Raw genomic sequence first — 15,719 nt, forward strand, 5'->3', positions numbered from 1 at the left:
TTGGCCGGTTGTCTGCTGTGCTACGTACTGCGACTGCTCTGGTAATGCAGGGGTCCGCCCGTGAACGGTGCGAACCCGGTTCCAAAAATCACGCCCGCGTCGGCCAGGTCGGCGTCGGCGACCACGCCGGAGTCGACCCGTTCGCGGGTGGCGTCGATCAGCGGCTGGATCAGGCGTGCGGCCAGGCCGGCCGGCGCGGGCGGGCCGCCCGCCTTGTCCTTGACCGGCTTGCCGTCGCGCCATTCATAGAAGCCGCGGCCGCTTTTCTTGCCCAGGTCGCCGCGCGCCAGCCGTTCGGCCAGGCAGCGCGGCGGCTCGGCGCCGCCGGCCAGTTCCTGCCCCGCCGCGCGGGCGATGTCCAGGCCCACGGTGTCGGCCAGTTCCAGCGGCCCCATGGGCATGCCGAACGCGACCATGGCCGCGTCGACCGTGGCGGGCGACAGGCCTTCGTCGACGCTGCGCATGGCTTGCAGCATATACGGCGCCAGCACGGCATTGACCAGGAAACCGGGCGCGCTCTTGACGGGCAGCGCCAGCTTGCCGATCTGGCCGACAAAGGCGCAGGCACGGGCCAGCGTGGCGTCGGCGATGCCATCGGCGTGCACCACTTCCACCAGCGGCATCTTGGCCACGGGGTTGAAGAAATGGATGCCCACCAGGCGTTCGGGGTGGGCGAGGCCGATGCGCAGCGTTTCAAGCGACAGGCTGGACGTGTTGGTGGCCAGCAGGGCGTCGGCCTTCATGCGCGGCTCCAGCGTCTGGTAGAGGCCGCGCTTGGCCTCGGGCTGTTCGCTGATGGCCTCGATGACCAGGTCGGCCAGCGGCACGCCGCCGCCCGCGGGGTCGGGCACCAGCCGGTCGAAGGCGGCGCGGGCGGCGCGCGGGTCTTTCAGGCGGCGCGAGAACAGCGTCGCGGCGCGCTTGATGGCGGGGGCGATGCGGGCCAGGTCCTGGTCCTGCAACGTGACGGTCATGCCTTTCAGGGCGCACCAGGCGGCGATGTCTCCGCCCATCACGCCGGCACCCACCACGTGCACGTGGCGCACCGGCGCCGCGCCGGCCTGGCGGCCATTGGCCTTCAGGCGTTCCTGCAGGCGGAACACGCGCAGCAGGTTGCGGGCGGTGTCGGACGCGATGATGCCGTCGATCAGTTGCGGCGCCTGCAAGGCGTTGCCGCCCTGTTTTTCCCAGATGTCGACAATGGCCGGTGCGGCCGGGTAGTGCACCTGCGGGTCCTTGGCGGCGATCTGCTTGCGGGCGCGGTTGGCGGCCACGGCCTTGAGCGGCCAGCGGTTCAGCCAGGCGCCCAGGCCGCGCGCGCGGCGCGGCGGCTTGCCCGACAGCACGGTGGCGCGCGCCGCGGCCAGCAGCAGGCGCGGCGGCACGCGGGCGTCGACCAGGCCCAGCGCGGCCGCGCGGCGCGCGTCGGCGCCGCGGCCGGTCAGCATCATGTCCAGCGCGGCGGGCGCGCCGATGACCTCGGCCAGGCGCAGCATGCCGCCCCAGCCGGGGAAGATGCCCAGCATCACTTCGGGCAGCGCCAGCGAGGCGCCGGGCGCGTCTTCGACCAGCCGGTAGCGGCAGGCCAGCGCCAGTTCCAGGCCGCCGCCCAGGCAGTGGCCCTGGATCAGGGCCAGCGTCGGGTAGCGCACCGCGGCCAGGCGGTTGAACAGGTTCCAGCCGCGCGCCACCAGCGCCCGGCCTTGTTCCGGGGTGGTGAGTTCGGCGAATTCATTGACGTCGGCGCCCACGATGAAGCCCGACGACTTGCCCGAGCGGATCACCAGGCCCTTGGGCGGCTGGGCGTCCAGCGCATCCAGTACCGTGGCCAGTTCGGCCATGGTGTCGGCCGACAAGGCATTGACCGCGCTGCCGGCGCGGTCGAAGATCAGCCACGCCAGGCCGTCGGCGTCTCGCTCCAGGCGCCAGTGCGAAAGCGATTCCAGAGCGGTCATTGGCGGTCCTTGTTCAGCGTTTCGACCAGCATCGCGCCGCCCATGCCGCCACCGATGCAGATCGCGGCCATGCCGCGTTTGGCGCCGCGGCGCTTGAGCGCGTCCAGCAGGTGCAGCACGATGCGGGCGCCGGATGCGCCCACCGGGTGGCCGATGGCGATGGCGCCGCCGTCCACGTTCAGGCGGGCAGGGTCCAGCGCGCCCCAGGCGGGGGTGCCGAAGTGTTCCTGGCAGTAGGCGTCGTCTTGCCAGGCCGCCAGGCAGCCTAGCACCTGGGCGGCGAAGGCCTCGTTGATTTCCCACAAGTCCAGGTCATTGAGGCCCAGCCCATGGCGTTGCAGGATGGGCGTGGCCGCGTGCACCGGGCCCAGGCCCATCTGCGCGGGGTCCAGGCCGGCCCACTGGCTGTCCAGGATGCGGCCCAGCGGTTGCAGGTTCCAGCGCTGTACGGCTTCTTCGGACGCCAGCACCAGCATCGCGGCGCCGTCGGTCACCTGCGAGCTGTTGCCGGCGGTGATGTTGCCCCAGGGCTTGTCGAACACCGGTTTGAGCTTGGCGAGTTTTTCGGGCGTGGAGTCTTCGCGCACGCCGTCATCGTCGGGGTAGGCCTTGCCCTGGGTGTCGATCAGCGGCGCGATCTCGGCGAAGGCGCCATTGGCGCGGCCGGCCAGCGCGCGGGCGTGGCTTTGCGCCGAATAGGCGTCCATGGCCTGGCGGCTGATGCCGAAGCGGGTGGCGACATTCTCGGCGGTCTGGCCCATGGACAGGCCCACCACCGGGTCGGTCAGGCCCTTGAGCAGGCCGATCACCGGCGCCAGGTCGCGCAGGCGCAGGCGGCGCAGCGCGGCCAGCTTGGCGCCCATGCCGCGGGCCGCATACCAGCCCGCCAGCCAGCGCGCCATGTTGTCGGAAAACAGCAACGGCGCGCGCGACAGGGCGTCGACGCCGCCGGCCAGCACCAGTTGCGAGCGGCCGGTCTGGATGTTGGCAATGGCCGAATCCAGCGCCTGCATGCCCGAGGCGCAGTTGCGCATCACGGTCCAGCCGGGCACCTTGTCGCCGCAGCCCAACCGCAGCGCGATGACGCGGCCGATGTTGATTTCGTCGGGCGAAGGCGCGGCGCAACCCACGATGACCTCGTCCAGGTCCGTGGGCGCGTAGGGTTGGCGCAGCAGCAGGCCGCGGCCGGCCTGCACGGCCAGGTCGCCGGCCGAAAACGGGCCGGGGCCCGTGCGCGCCTTCAGGAAGGGCGTGCGGGCGCCGTCGACCACGTATACCGGTTTGAATGCCATCCGATCCCTCCCTGGTTCAGGCCGCTTTGCGTTCGGCGGCCGGCTTGACCGCGCCGGTGATGCCGAAGTCAAAGGGGAAATCATCCACTTTCACCACGGTATCGCGCAAGGTGTTGCGGCGCTTGACCACCGCATATTCTTCGGCGGTGATGCCGCCGGCGGCAAATGCGGCGTCGGCCAGGTCGCGCACATTGGCCTGCGGATTGCCGTCCAGCGCGCCGCTTTTCTCGAAGGCGCGGATCTTCGATTCGATGGGTTCGGCCTCCAGCGTGGCGGCCAGCGCCAGTTCGATCGCGCCCACCGGTTCGTCGGCCGTGGCGGGCAGGTGGCAGCCGGCAGTCAGGCGGTCGCGGGCAGCGCCCGGGTTGATCAGCAGTTGTGCGACGTCCTGGCCCAACTGGTCGGACGGCAGCGATTGCGCATGGCCCCACGGGAAGACGATGCGGCGCAGGCTCCAGGCCACCAGGCGGTTCGGGTAGTTTTCCAGCACGCCTTCGAAGGCGTCCTGCAGCCGGAACAGCGCGTCCTGGATCGACCAGTGGGCCAGCGGCGCGTCGCTGGCCTGACGGCCTTCGTCTTCGAAGCGCTTGAGCGTGGCGCTGACCAGGTACATCTGCGACAGGATGTCGCCCAGGCGCGCCGACAGGCGCTCGCGGCGCTTCAGGCTGCCGCCCAGCACCAGCATCGAGGTGTCGGCCAGCAGCGCGAAGGCGGCGGAATAACGGCTGAGCAGCTGGTAGTAGCGCTTCATCTCGGGCGCCACGTCGGCATTGACGCCGACCCAGCGGCCGCCGGTCAGGGACGTGCCCAGCGCGCGCAGTTTGTTGCGTGTCACGAAACCGACATGGCCCCAGAAGGCGCGGTCGAAGTCGTGCAGGCCCTGCTTGCGGTCAGGCGACTGGGCCGCCTGCATCTCGGCCAGCACATAGGGATGGCAGCGGATCGCGCCCTGGCCGAAGATGATCAGGCTGCGGGTCAGGATGTTGGCGCCTTCGACGGTGATGCCGATGGGAATCTGCTGGTAGGCGCGGCCGAGGAAATTGGACGGCCCCAGGCAGATGCCCTTGCCGCCGATGACGTCCATGCCGTCGTTGACGACTTGCCTTGCGCGTTCGGTGACGTGGTATTTGACGATGGCCGATACGACCGAGGGCTTTTCACCCAGGTCCACCGCGCCCGCCGTCATGCTGCGGGCGGCGTCCATCATGTAGGTGTGGCCGCCGATGCGGGCCAGCGCTTCTTCCACGCCTTCGAACTTGCCGACCGGCGTGCGGAACTGGCTGCGCACGCGGGCATAGGCGCCGACTGCGCGCGCGGTCAGCTTGGACATGCCGGTGTTGGACGACGGCAGCGAGATCGAGCGGCCGGCGGCCAGGCATTCCATCAGCATGCGCCAGCCCTGGCCCGCCATGGCCGGGCCGCCGATGATGAAGTCCAGCGGCATGAACACGTCCTGGCCGCGGGTGGGGCCGTTCATGAACATGGCGTTCAGCGGGAAGTGGCGGCGGCCGGTGTCCACGCCGGGATGGTCGTGCGGCACCAGCGCGCAGGTGATGCCCAGGTCTTTCTTGTTGCCCAGCAGGCCGTCCGGGTCATAGAGGCGGAACGCCAGGCCCAGCAGCGTGCAGACCGGCGCCAGCGTGATATAGCGCTTGTCCCAGCTGACCCGCATGCCGATGACTTCGCGGCCCTGCCATTCGCCCTTGCAGACGATGCCGCTGTCGGGGATGGCGGCGGCATCGGACCCGGCCCAGGGGCTGGTCAGCGCGAAGGCGGGCACGTCGTCGCCGCGCGCCAGGCGCGGCAGGTAGTGGTTCTTCTGTTCGTCGGTGCCGTAGTGCAGCAGCAGCTCGGCCGGGCCGAGCGAGTTGGGCACCATGACGGACACGGCCAGCGCCGACGAGCGCGTCGACAGCTTGGTGACGATTTCGGAATGGGCATAGGCCGAGAACGCCAGGCCGCCGTATTCCTTGGGGATGATCATGCCCAAAAAGCCGTTGCGCTTCAGGTAGGTCCAGACGTCAGCGGGCAGGTCGAAGCGCTCTTGCGTGACGCTCCAGTCGTTGACCATGCGGCAGGCCTCTTCGGCCTGGTTGTCCAGGAAACTCTGTTCTTCTGCCGTCAGGCGCGGGCGCGGATAGGCCAGCAGGCGGCTCCAGTCGGGGCGGCCGCGGAACAGTTCGCCTTCCCACCAGACCGTGCCGGCTTCCAGCGCATCGCGCTCGGTGTCCGACATCTGCGGCAGCACCTTGCGGTAGAGATTGAAGATGGGGGCCGACAGCAAGGCCCGCCTGATCGGGCGTACGCCCAGCAGGACGGCAACCAGGAGCGCGATGACGACCAGCGCGACGATGACTGCGTTCATTTCCTTGTCTCCTTTCTCTTTCTCTATGTTCTTTGGACCTGCCGCGCGCGTTCGCCCTAGGTGGCGCAGTGCGGCGGCAAGGGTGCGCGCAGTCCGCCGAGCAGAAAGCTCATCAGGCGGGGCAGCAGCAGGCCGGGGTTGTCGGGTTGCTCGGCTTCGTCCAGCGTCCAGCCCGTCACCGACCGCAGCAGGTCGGTGCCGATGATGGCGTAGGAGGTTGCGCCCAGCATGAATTGAAAGCGCCACACGATTTCGGCGCGCGGCACGTCGGGCAGGGCGGCGAACAGCGCGTTGCGGTAGCGCTCGAGCACGTCGGCGTATTCCTCGGCGAACAGCGCACGGATGAAGTCGGACGGGTCCGTCATGGTGCGTTCGAGCAGCGGCAGGAAAGTGCTGCCGGCCTGGCCGGGGTCGGCCGCCAGGCGCAACAGCGTGCCGAAGAAGGCATCGACGATCTGCGAAGGCTTGAGCGGCTTGCCGTCGGCCTGGGCCTCGAGTTCATCGAGCAGGCGCAGCCGTTCGCGGTTCAGGATTTCCAGACGCCGCTTGAGCACGGCCTGCACCAGGGATTCCTTGGATCCGAAGTGGTAATTCACGGACGCCAGGTTGACGCCCGCCGCGCCGGTGATCTGGCGCATGGACGTGCCGTCGTGCCCTTGTTGCGCGAACAGGGCTTCGGCGGTGTCCAGGATGGATTCGCGAGTCGTGGAGGATCTGAGTTCTTGCATCGGGTTGAATTCAAACGTTTGTTTGAAAGGAGTATGCGCGTCCCGGTGCAGGGATGCGATCCCGGCAATCCCGAATAGGGTTTACCCCTAACGTCCGAGAAGCTCATCCGAATGGCGTTGTGGGATCCGCCCCTCATCCGAATGGCAGCCGGCCGTTTGTCCTCGGACGACCGCCCTAGGATGAAAGCCGTCTGGAAGCCCTCGCCGAAACGCCTCAGTATCAGCGCGAGGACTTGAAAGCGTTGCACCGCGTATGCACCTGGCGAGCCCGATCGCCGTTCCGGTGCAGAGAGGCCATTTCGCCCTGACACAGGAGCAGGAGACATGAAGACCTACAGAGTGGGGCTGTTGCTGGACGGGACGGACCAGCCCGGGTGGATCCACGACATGGCTGAGTGGCTCGCGCGCAGCCAGGATTTCGAGTTGTCCGCGCTGCTGGTCATGCAGAAGGCGCCGGCCGACCGCAAGCCGCGGCTGGGCGCCAAGGCGCTGTTCGGCACGCTGTCGCGCCTGGAATCGCGCCTGTTGCCCAACCGGCAGCGGCAGATGCTGACGTGCCACGACATGCGCGCCAGCGTGCCCGCATCCACCGCGGTGCTGGCGTTGGCGCAGGATGCGGCCGACGACGATGGCGTGGCCGCGCTGGGGCTGGACCTGGTGATTCTGCTGGGCGCGTTGCCGCCGGTGCGGGCGCGCATGGCGGGCTGGGCGCGGCTGGGATTATGGCGCCTGAGCTATTCCGACATTGCCGTTGCCACCAGCCGTTATGCGGGTTTCTGGGAGGTCTACCAACGCGAGGACCACACCACGGTGAAGCTGTGGCGCGTGGGCCTGGACGAGGATGCGGACACCTTGCTGGACCAGCGCAGTTTCAACACCGAAGTGTTCTGGCTCAAGAACCAGACGCGCGCTTTCAGCCTGGGCAACTTCATGGTCTACGACGCCTTGCAGGCGCTGGCGCGCGCGCGGCCCGGCGTCACGCCGCCCGGCATGCAGATCATGAGCGGGCAGCGCCGCGACGATCCGGCCGAGTGGGACAGCGCGGCCTATATTGCGCGTCAGGCCTGGTTAATGACCGATTTGATTGTGCGCCGCATCATGAAACGCAATGTGCGGTGGCGGATTGGTATGTTTCCGTCGGCCAGGCAACAGGCGGTGGTATCCGAGGCCATGGTATTGCAGCCCCCCAAGGGACGGTTTTTCGCGGATCCGTTTGTATATACCAAAGATCAACATCCTTATATATTTTTTGAAGATTACGATTTCACCTCCCGCAAGGGCACGATCTCCGTGGCAACCTTTGAGGACGGGGCTTTCCGCTTTCTGGGGACGGCCTTGAACCTGCCTTACCATTTATCCTTTCCGTATGTTTTCGAATATGAAGGCGTGACCTACATGGTTCCGGAAACGTGCGGAAACCGCAGCATAGAATTATGGAAATGCACGGAATTTCCGTTGAAATGGGAATTGGATTTAACCTTGATGACCAATATTTCGGCTGTCGATACCATTATTTTCAAACGCGGCGAATACTGGTGGCTATTAACCAATATCGACCGCACCGACGGCCAGAATCATTGCGACGAACTGTTCGCCTTCTTTGCCGATTCGCCGCGCTCCACGCACTGGACGCCGCACGCCAGCAACCCCATCGTGCGCAACCCCATGCGGGCCCGCAACGCGGGAATCGTTGTCTCGCCTGGGGGAGAGGTCATGCGCTGCGCGCAGTACCAAGGCTTCTGCCACTACGGCAAGGGCGTGTCGCTGAACCGCATCGAAGAGCTGTCGCCCTCCACCTACGTCGAGACGGATGGCGAAATTCACTACGCCAGTTTCCTGAAAAAGCGTCATGCTTCAATGCACCATTGGCACCATCAGGGGGGTCACACGGTATTTGACTTCGCCTATATGGAGTAAATGACGCGGCGTAATTGAAAATAAAAATGTTACCTATATTTCGATTGCCGCCGGCGTGCCGGGGCTTAATGTGTCCGCGGAAACATATAGACAGACCTGCCGGCAAATTCGACCGATTCTTGCCGTCGCCACGGCCAGCGCCACCGGCGCTTGCAGCCGTCTTTCACCCGCCTGAATTCAAGCCCCACACCCCGCCTTTATGGCTGTTCCCCAGAGGGAGACGGCCGCCCGGCCCATGGGCAAGGGGGGTGAAAACCCTAGCGGATGAAAGGATGATGGGGCCGTCTCATCCTGATTTACGAGGCTGATTAAGGCTAACGAATGATTTCTGTTTTTGTCGGATTATATCGAGTCGAAGCGTCTTGATTTTGCCAATTTCGAACCATAAGATTGGTTTCATGCCATCCGTTATGTTGGCTACGAAAGTCTCCCAGCCCAAACGACCCGGTGCGGCTTCATTAGATATTCCGGGATACGCGGACCACCCCCGCGGGGCAGGAAAAAAAACAAGTCTTCAGCACAGCGAAGATCCCTTCTAGGCCTGTTGAACAACCAGGAGGACACCATGGCCAAGATGGTCCTGATTGAAGCCCACCCGCTCTTGCGGCTGGGGTTATGGCAGATTCTGAGCAAGTTGGATGATGTGTGGGAAATCGAAGGGATGGGGCTCGCCGACGTCTCCAAGGCGGATGGCGCGCATGCCGGCGCAGACCTGTTGATCTACGGCTTGCCGGTAGACAACGAAGAGGCCTGGAGCACGTTGCACGAGATCCAGCGGGTGCTTAGCCCGAAGCGGATCCTGCTGCTGACGGATGTCATGCCGTTGCCGATGCCGGTGCAGGGGTTGCCGGGCGCCAGCGTCTATGGCTGCCTGATGAAGACGGCTTCGGTCGAGATCCTGGAAGCGGCCATCCGCCTGGTCATGGCGGGCGGGCAGTGCTTTCCCAGCGAACAGGCGCTGCAAGCACCGGCGCAGGCGGCTTGCGCATTGCCGACGCGCGAGCTGGATGATGGCGCCGCCAGGGGTTCGATGCCGATGAGCGCGGGAGCGCAACTGCTGCAGATCACGCCGCGCCAATACGAGGTGCTGGTGCTGCTGGCCAGAGGCTATCCCATCAAGACCGTCAGCCGCATGCTCAACATCTCGGTCGCAACGGCCAAGACGCATGCCTGCACGCTGTACCAGCGCCTGCACGTCAAGAACAAGGGCGAAGCGGTCTACGCGGCCTTGCAACGCGGCGCGACGCTGGAGTGGCATGAACCGAACGGCCGCGACGTGGATGCCGGTCAGCTTTACGGACGCAAGCTCGGATAGCACTAGGGCGTATCGGCACCCCGGCCCGGCAGCCGGCCGCCCGCTATCTTTCTGCACCCGGCCATCCCGCCTAGGGCATCCAACGCAGCATCGGCGGTCGCCGTGCCGCGGCCTTCCTCCTCCAATCATCCTCCTGCACGAGATTCAGCGAACGTAGCCGCTGATAGCATGGGTTGTGTCCGCAAGCATGGGTTGAGATGGCGAATCACAATGCCCGCCAGAGCGATGCCACGCAGTGGACGAGATTCCCGTGAGTCTGGCAACGCGCTAGAACCGCCGTTGCAGCGTGGCGCAGCCTGGTCATGGGAACCGTGTCTGGGCTCCGCGTCACAAGGTTCCCCCCGGGATGACAACCGTTCTAATCGAAGACTACGCTCTGCTTCGTGTCGCCATCCAGCATGTGCTGGAACGTGTCCGGAACGCCGAGGAAATCCTGGCCATTTCGCCAGCCCACCTCCTTAATATGTCCAGCTCTATCAACCGGCCCGTGGAGTTGCTGGTGGTCGGTTGCAGCGGCGTGGCCGAGCCGGACATCGGGCTGCTCTCACAAGCCATGGCGCTGTTCATGCCGCGCCTGGTGCTGGTGCTGTATTCGGTGCTGGACCCGCACGTGATGGCCGCCTGCGCCCGCGCAGGCGTGGCGGGCTACCTGCCCAAGGCATCCAGCCCGGATGCGCTGGCCGCGGCCGTGAGCCTGGTGCTGGCGGGCGGCGAATGCTATCCCCAGCCCAGTGGCCGGCCAATGGCGTCATCGACGGCGCCGCTACAGGAACTGCGTGAACTGACCCAGCGCCAGGAAGAGATCCTGCAACTGTTGGTGCAGGGCAAGACCATGCGCGAGATCGGCCAGCAGGTGGGCATTTCGGTGGCCACCGTCAAGAGCCATGCCCGCACGCTGTACTGGAAGCTGAATGCGCGCAACCAGGCCGAGGCGGCCTACATTGCGGTGCAGATGGGACTGGTGCGCAGCGGCAGCGCGCCCGCGCTGCCGGGCGGGGTCAAGGGCGGCGACGTGGAATGAGGCGGGCGGGGCCGCCGGCCACGGCGGCGAACTCGCGTTCGGCCGCCGCCAGCACCGCATCCACATGCAGGTGGTCCAGCGCATAACGGCGCGCGGCGACGCCCAGCGTTTCGCGGATCTGCCCATTGCAGGCCAGCTTGCGCACGGCCTCGGCCATGGCGGGGGCGTCTTCGGGCGGGGTGACCAGCCCGCAGCGCGCCACCACCCCGGCCAGTTCGGTGCCGCGCGCCGCGCCGCAGACGACTGGGCGGCCGCTGGCCAGCATGCCGGTCAACTTCGACGGCATGACCAGGTCGGCCGCGCCGGCGCGCTGCGGCAGCAGATGGATATCGGCCGTGTTCAGCAGGGCGCCCAGCCGGTCGGCCGGCTGCAGGTCCAGGAAGCGCACGCGCGCCAGGCCCTCGCATTGGGCTTGCAGCGGGGCTTTTTCGGGACCCTGGCCGCAAAAGACGAACCAGAGCCTGTCTTCCTGCTCAAGCAGCCGCGCGACCTGCGCCAGCGTGCCCAGGCCCTGTTTGCCGCCCATGTTGCCCGAATACAGCGCCACCACGGCGTCGGCGGGAATGCCCAGTTCGGCGCGCAGGTGGTGGGCGGCGTCGGGGGTGATGGCGTTGACGTCGATCCAGTTGGGCAGCAGCACCGCGCGATCGGGGTCCACACCCTTGTACAGCGCCAGGTCCAGCATGCGGCTGGAGATGGTCGAGACCCGGTCGAAGCGCCGCATCAGCCAGCGTTCGGCGCGCAGCACCGCGGCGCGCAGCCCGGCGCCTTTGAGCAGGCCCAGGTCGAACGCCGCATCGACTTCGTAATCCTGGATGTGCAGCCAGGCCTTGGCGCCGCACAGCCGCGCCGCCAGCCACGCGGCGGGCGCGCAGAACAGGGCGGGTTCGACCACCACGATCAGGTCGGGCCGACCGGCCGCGGCGCGCAGCAGTGAGGGCAGGCTGGACAGCGCGAAGCTGGCCAGGTGCAGCAGGCGCTTGGCGCCGCCGGGCCGCTTGGGCACCCACAGCGGGGCGCGCCGCACCGTGACGCCGGCACGCGTTTCCTTGCGGTAGCGGCCGGCGCGATAGCCTTCGTGCACCTGCCATTGCGGATAGTAGGGCGGCGCGGTGACCACGCTGACCTCGTGGCCGCGGGCGGCCAGCCATTCGGCCAGCTCGGCGCTGTATTTGCCGATGCCGGTGAGCTCCGGCGCGTAGTTGATGCCGTACAGAAGGATTTTCATGCCGGCGGCGCCACGCGGGGCCTGACGGGCCGGCAGGGGTTGCCGTGGCACACCATGGCGGGCGGCAGGCTGCGAAACACCGAACTGCGCGCGCCCACCACGGCTTCGCGGCCGATGGTGACGCCGGGGCCGACGAACACGTCGGTGGCGACCCAGGCGCCATCCTCGATGCGCACGGCGCGCTCGCGCAGCGGAAAGTCGGGCTGCGCCGCGTCGTGGTCGGCGGCGCACAGGTAGCTGCGCTGCGACACCACGGCGTGCGCGCCGATGTGGACGGGGCCCAGGCTGTATATCACCGCATCGTCTCCGATCCAGGCGTAGTCGCCGATGTCCACCTTCCAGGGGTAGGTCACCGTGGCGCTGGGGCGGATCAGCACCTTCTTGCCCACCCGCGCGCCAAAGCGGCGCAGCAGCCAGCGGCGAAAACCATAGGCCACCTGCGGCGACCAGCGGAACAGGGACCCCTGCACCAGCCACCACAGCTGCACGGTCAGCGCTGAGCGGCCGCGTTGGCCGGGCGCGAGCGCGAACTGGTCCAGCCGTTGCAGCGTGCTCATTTGGCGGCTCCCGGCAGGGCGTCGCTGCGTGCCTGCCCGGCATCGGCCTGGCGGGCCTTGCGGATCTCTTCGGTCTTGATGCGGATCTGCCAGTAATACATGGCGCGGGCCACGGCATAGTCAAAGCCCGCGCGCCCGTCCAGGAAACCCAGCCGCAGCACGTAGGAGTGCAGGAACGAAATGGGCGCCTTGAACGGCATGGCCTGGAAGACGCGCTTGAGCAATGCGCGCGCGCCCACGTTGGCCTCGCGCGGGTCGTTCATCAGGCCCTTGATGCGCAGGTTGGCTTCCCAGTCGGAATAGCGGTTGTGCTTGTCGAAGTAGTGGTAGAGCGAATCGTGGTCGTTGTGCACCATGCGGGCACGCAGCGCGAAGGTGTCGCCCTGCACCTGGGGCTGGTAGTGGCCTTCGACCTCCCACATGTGGGCCACGTCCAGGTCGTCGTAGTCCAGGAAGCGGGACCGGTCGCGGGCCAGCAGCGCCAGCTTGTAGACGCGGTGGCCGTGCAGCAGCTTCTTGCCGCAGAACACGTAGTCGAACGGCACGAAGGCGCCGCCTGCGCCGGCCGCGAAGCGTGGCAACGCGGCGCGGATCTCGTCGGCCAGCACCGGCGTCATTTCCTCGTCGGCGTCCACGTACAGCACCACGGGATGGCTGAAGGGCAGCTGTTCCAGGCACCATTGCTTTTTCTTGGGGTACTTGCCGTTCCACTGGAAATTGGACACCTTGGCGCCCAGCGCCGTGGCCATGGCGCAGGTGGCGTCGGTGCTGTTGGAGTCAACCACGAAGACTTCGTCGAAGTCGGCCAGCGCCTTCAGGCACTTGGCGATGTTGCGTTCCTCGTTCTTCGTCATGACGACGACGGATACCGGTATCTTGGACATGGTGCTTTCCTGTTCAGGGCGCGCCGCGCCGCAGCAGCGGCTGGAACAGCGCGATGACATCGTGGCAATGCCGTTCGAGTGAAAAGGCGTCGGCGCGCTCGGGGCCTTGGGCGGCCAGCCGTTCGCGCATCTCGCCGTCGTAGGCCAGACGGCGCACCGCCGCGGCCAGGGCCGCCGCGTCGCCGACCGGCACCAGCAGGCCATAGCGGCCCGAGTCCAGGATCTCGGCCGGGCCATGCGGGCAATCGGTGGAAATCACCGGCACGCCCAGGCACAGGGCTTCGACCAGCACGTTGCCGAAGCTCTCGCGCAGCGAGGTCAGGGCAAAGGCGCCGGCGCCGGCGATCACGGGAAAGGGGTTGTCGATATGGCCGGCCAGCGTCACCGGGCTGCGCGATGCGCGGGCGTCGATGCGCTTTTGCAGCGCCGCGTGCTCGGACCCTTCGCCCAGGATGGTGAACCGGATGCCCGGGTCGTCCAGCAGGGCGGCCGCGTCGATCAGGGTCGCGTAGTCCTTGACGGCTTCCAGGCGCCCCACCGCGACCACGTGGTACGGTGCTGCCGCGCCGTCGGGCGGCGTCGGCCCGGGCCAGGCGGCGCTTTGCTCGCGCACGTCTTCCAGCGGCACGCCGTTGTAGATCGTGCGCACCTTGCCGCGCAGCGGCGGGAACATGCTGACCAGGTCTTCCTTGACCCCGCGCGACACGCCGACCACGGCGTCATGGCGGCGGTAGGTCTGGCTGACCAGCCAGCACTTCAGGCGCCGCATGCGCGAGGCGCCGTAATGAATGGCCGGGCTGCTGTGTTCGAAGGCGACGGTCGCGAACTGGCCACGCAGCACCTTCTTGGCCAGCACCACCAGCATGTTGCACAACAGCCCATGCGAACACACCACCGCGGGCTTGTCGCGCCGGATCTGCGCGACCAGGCGCGCAAACGCGAGCGGCAGCTGCAGCCGCAGCGCGCTGGGCGATTCCAGCACCGGCAGCGCCCGCGTCACCCGCGGATTGGCGACCGGGTATTCGCGGTTGCGCGAACGCAGCAGGAACAGCGCGGCCGGCACGCCGCGCTGGGGCAGGGCATCGGCGATGAAGGCAACGCATCTTCCGACGCCGCCGTGCAGATCGGGCGCCACGAACAGGACATCAGGCATGGGGCATGACTCGCGGTAGCGCCCGACGCTCGGCGTCCGGGCGAGGGCTGGGAACCACGGCGGCGGGCCGCGGCACGGGCATCGCGCGGGCATTGCGCATCAGCGACAGGCAATAGCACAGCAGGAAACCGGTGAAGGCGGTCTTGGGCGCATACGCCAGGCCGCCGGAGAGCGAGTCGACGAAGATGTACATCGGCGCGGTGGCCAGCAGGTAGCGCCGGTGCAGCTCCAGCCCGGGATGCGCATAGCGCGGGAACAGCGTCAGCAGCAGGATCAACAGCGGCGGCAGCATGATCATGATGGTGCCGACGATGCCGAACTTCATCAGGTAGAAGGCCCAGGAATTGTGGGCGAAGGTGCTGAGCTCGAAGCCGTTCTCGCCCATGACCCAGCTGCGAAAGCCCGCGCCCTTGCCGAACACCGGGCTTTCGGCGAACGAATCCATCTGGCCCTGCATCTCCTGGATGCGGGCGCCGTAGCTGGAATCCTCATCCAGGCGCTCGACGCTGAAGACGCGATTGGTCAGGACATCGAGGTAGCCGATACTGGCGAACACCAGCAGCCCGGCCACCGCGGCCGGCGCGAAGATCATCACCACGCGGCGCCGGATGTCCGACCCGGACGCCAGCATCATGGCCAGCAGCACGGACACCGCCAATTGCAGGTACTGGCTGCGGTTCAGCGAAAACACCAGCGCCAGCAGCATGTACAGCGTCAACATGTAGGCCTTGGGCCCCGTCACGTTCAACGTCTTGCGAAAGTACAGCAGCGACACCACGCCGAACGGAATCGCCCACACGCCCAGCCGTACGTTGCGCAGCGGATTGGCGACGTTGAAGCCTTGCAGCTGTTCCAGCAGCATCAGCGTGGCAACCGCCAGGCAGGCCGCCACGATGTACTTCTGCAGCACCGCGTAGGCTGCGGGGCTGTCGATGTCCTTGTAGCAAAGGAACGGCGTGCACAGGAAGTAGAAGACGATGCGCAGGTCGCGGGCCACGTCGCCGGTCTCGATGCCAGGATGGTGCAACGACACCAGCAGCAGGTAGATCACCGACAGGGTCTGCAAGCCCAGCAGCATGCCCAGCGCGCCGCGCGGCAAGGCGTAGGCGCCGGGGTCCGCCAGCCGCAGCATCTTGACGAACACGATGGCCACGAACAGCACGTCAAAGGGCGACAGCTTGAAGCTGCCCACGCCCAGGATGAAGCGGTCATCGTTCAGGGCCAGCGCGGTGAACGCGAACAGCCCCAGCAGATGCAAGGTGGAAAGGCGGCGGTGCGGTTGCATGGCGTCTCCATGGCGGGTG

General features: G+C 67.1%; 12 protein-coding genes. 3 read left to right on the plus strand and 9 right to left on the minus strand.

Annotation, left to right across the window (positions count from 1 at the left end; genetic code table 11):
• Positions 1–20: 20 nt before the first annotated feature.
• Genes U858_RS0126085 through U858_RS0126100 form a run of 4 tightly spaced genes read right to left on the minus strand, consistent with a single transcriptional unit; the run spans position 21 to position 6,340 of the window.
• Positions 21–1,955: a 3-hydroxyacyl-CoA dehydrogenase NAD-binding domain-containing protein gene (locus tag U858_RS0126085; RefSeq protein WP_025140067.1), complete on the minus strand. Its 1,935-nt coding sequence runs from the start codon at positions 1,953–1,955 to the stop codon at positions 21–23.
• Entirely contained in the window at positions 1,952–3,247 is a 1,296-nt protein-coding gene (locus tag U858_RS0126090) for an acetyl-CoA C-acetyltransferase (protein ID WP_025140068.1), read from the minus strand. Before U858_RS0126090 ends, U858_RS0126085 begins: the two co-directional genes overlap by 4 nt.
• A gap of 16 nt (positions 3,248–3,263) precedes the next feature.
• Positions 3,264–5,612, minus strand: a complete 2,349-nt coding sequence (locus tag U858_RS0126095; protein WP_025140069.1) for an acyl-CoA dehydrogenase — start codon at positions 5,610–5,612, stop codon at positions 3,264–3,266.
• A 56-nt stretch (positions 5,613–5,668) separates the two neighbouring features.
• Positions 5,669–6,340 carry a TetR/AcrR family transcriptional regulator gene (locus U858_RS0126100; RefSeq protein WP_025140070.1) on the minus strand — a complete coding sequence of 224 codons (672 nt, stop codon included), beginning with the start codon at positions 6,338–6,340 and terminating at the stop codon, positions 5,669–5,671.
• Positions 6,341–6,664: 324 nt separating this feature from the next.
• Between U858_RS0126100 and U858_RS0126105 the strand changes: the two genes are divergently transcribed.
• The 3 genes from U858_RS0126105 (at position 6,665) to U858_RS0126115 (ending at position 10,593) form a co-directional block, all read left to right on the plus strand.
• Complete coding sequence (locus U858_RS0126105) at positions 6,665–8,257, plus strand: hypothetical protein (RefSeq protein ID WP_025140071.1); 1,593 nt, start codon at positions 6,665–6,667, stop codon at positions 8,255–8,257.
• A gap of 565 nt (positions 8,258–8,822) precedes the next feature.
• Complete coding sequence (locus U858_RS0126110; RefSeq protein WP_025140072.1) at positions 8,823–9,572, plus strand: response regulator transcription factor; 750 nt, start codon at positions 8,823–8,825, stop codon at positions 9,570–9,572.
• Positions 9,573–9,918: 346 nt separating this feature from the next.
• Complete coding sequence (locus U858_RS0126115) at positions 9,919–10,593, plus strand: response regulator transcription factor (protein ID WP_025140073.1); 675 nt, start codon at positions 9,919–9,921, stop codon at positions 10,591–10,593.
• Here the strand turns inward: U858_RS0126115 and U858_RS0126120 are convergent.
• Genes U858_RS0126120 through U858_RS0126140 form a run of 5 tightly spaced genes read right to left on the minus strand, consistent with a single transcriptional unit; the run spans position 10,571 to position 15,700 of the window.
• The gene (locus tag U858_RS0126120) at positions 10,571–11,821 is read right to left on the minus strand and encodes a glycosyltransferase WbuB (RefSeq protein WP_025140074.1); all 1,251 of its coding nucleotides are present in this window, start codon (positions 11,819–11,821) and stop codon (positions 10,571–10,573) included. The two genes, U858_RS0126115 and U858_RS0126120, sit on opposite strands and share 23 nt — an antisense overlap.
• Positions 11,818–12,378 carry a putative colanic acid biosynthesis acetyltransferase gene (locus tag U858_RS0126125; protein ID WP_025140075.1) on the minus strand — a complete coding sequence of 187 codons (561 nt, stop codon included), beginning with the start codon at positions 12,376–12,378 and terminating at the stop codon, positions 11,818–11,820. Before U858_RS0126125 ends, U858_RS0126120 begins: the two co-directional genes overlap by 4 nt.
• Positions 12,375–13,262: a glycosyltransferase family 2 protein gene (locus tag U858_RS0126130; RefSeq protein ID WP_025140076.1), complete on the minus strand. Its 888-nt coding sequence runs from the start codon at positions 13,260–13,262 to the stop codon at positions 12,375–12,377. The genes U858_RS0126125 and U858_RS0126130 overlap by 4 nt, the downstream gene beginning before the upstream one ends.
• 13 nt (positions 13,263–13,275) lie before the next feature.
• Positions 13,276–14,415 carry a glycosyltransferase gene (locus U858_RS0126135; RefSeq protein WP_025140077.1) on the minus strand — a complete coding sequence of 380 codons (1,140 nt, stop codon included), beginning with the start codon at positions 14,413–14,415 and terminating at the stop codon, positions 13,276–13,278.
• Positions 14,408–15,700 carry an O-antigen ligase family protein gene (locus tag U858_RS0126140; RefSeq protein ID WP_025140078.1) on the minus strand — a complete coding sequence of 431 codons (1,293 nt, stop codon included), beginning with the start codon at positions 15,698–15,700 and terminating at the stop codon, positions 14,408–14,410. The genes U858_RS0126135 and U858_RS0126140 overlap by 8 nt, the downstream gene beginning before the upstream one ends.
• Positions 15,701–15,719 lie beyond the last annotated feature (19 nt).

This window comes from Achromobacter sp. DH1f, assembly GCF_000633435.1.
Taxonomy (GTDB): domain Bacteria; phylum Pseudomonadota; class Gammaproteobacteria; order Burkholderiales; family Burkholderiaceae_B; genus Achromobacter; species Achromobacter deleyi.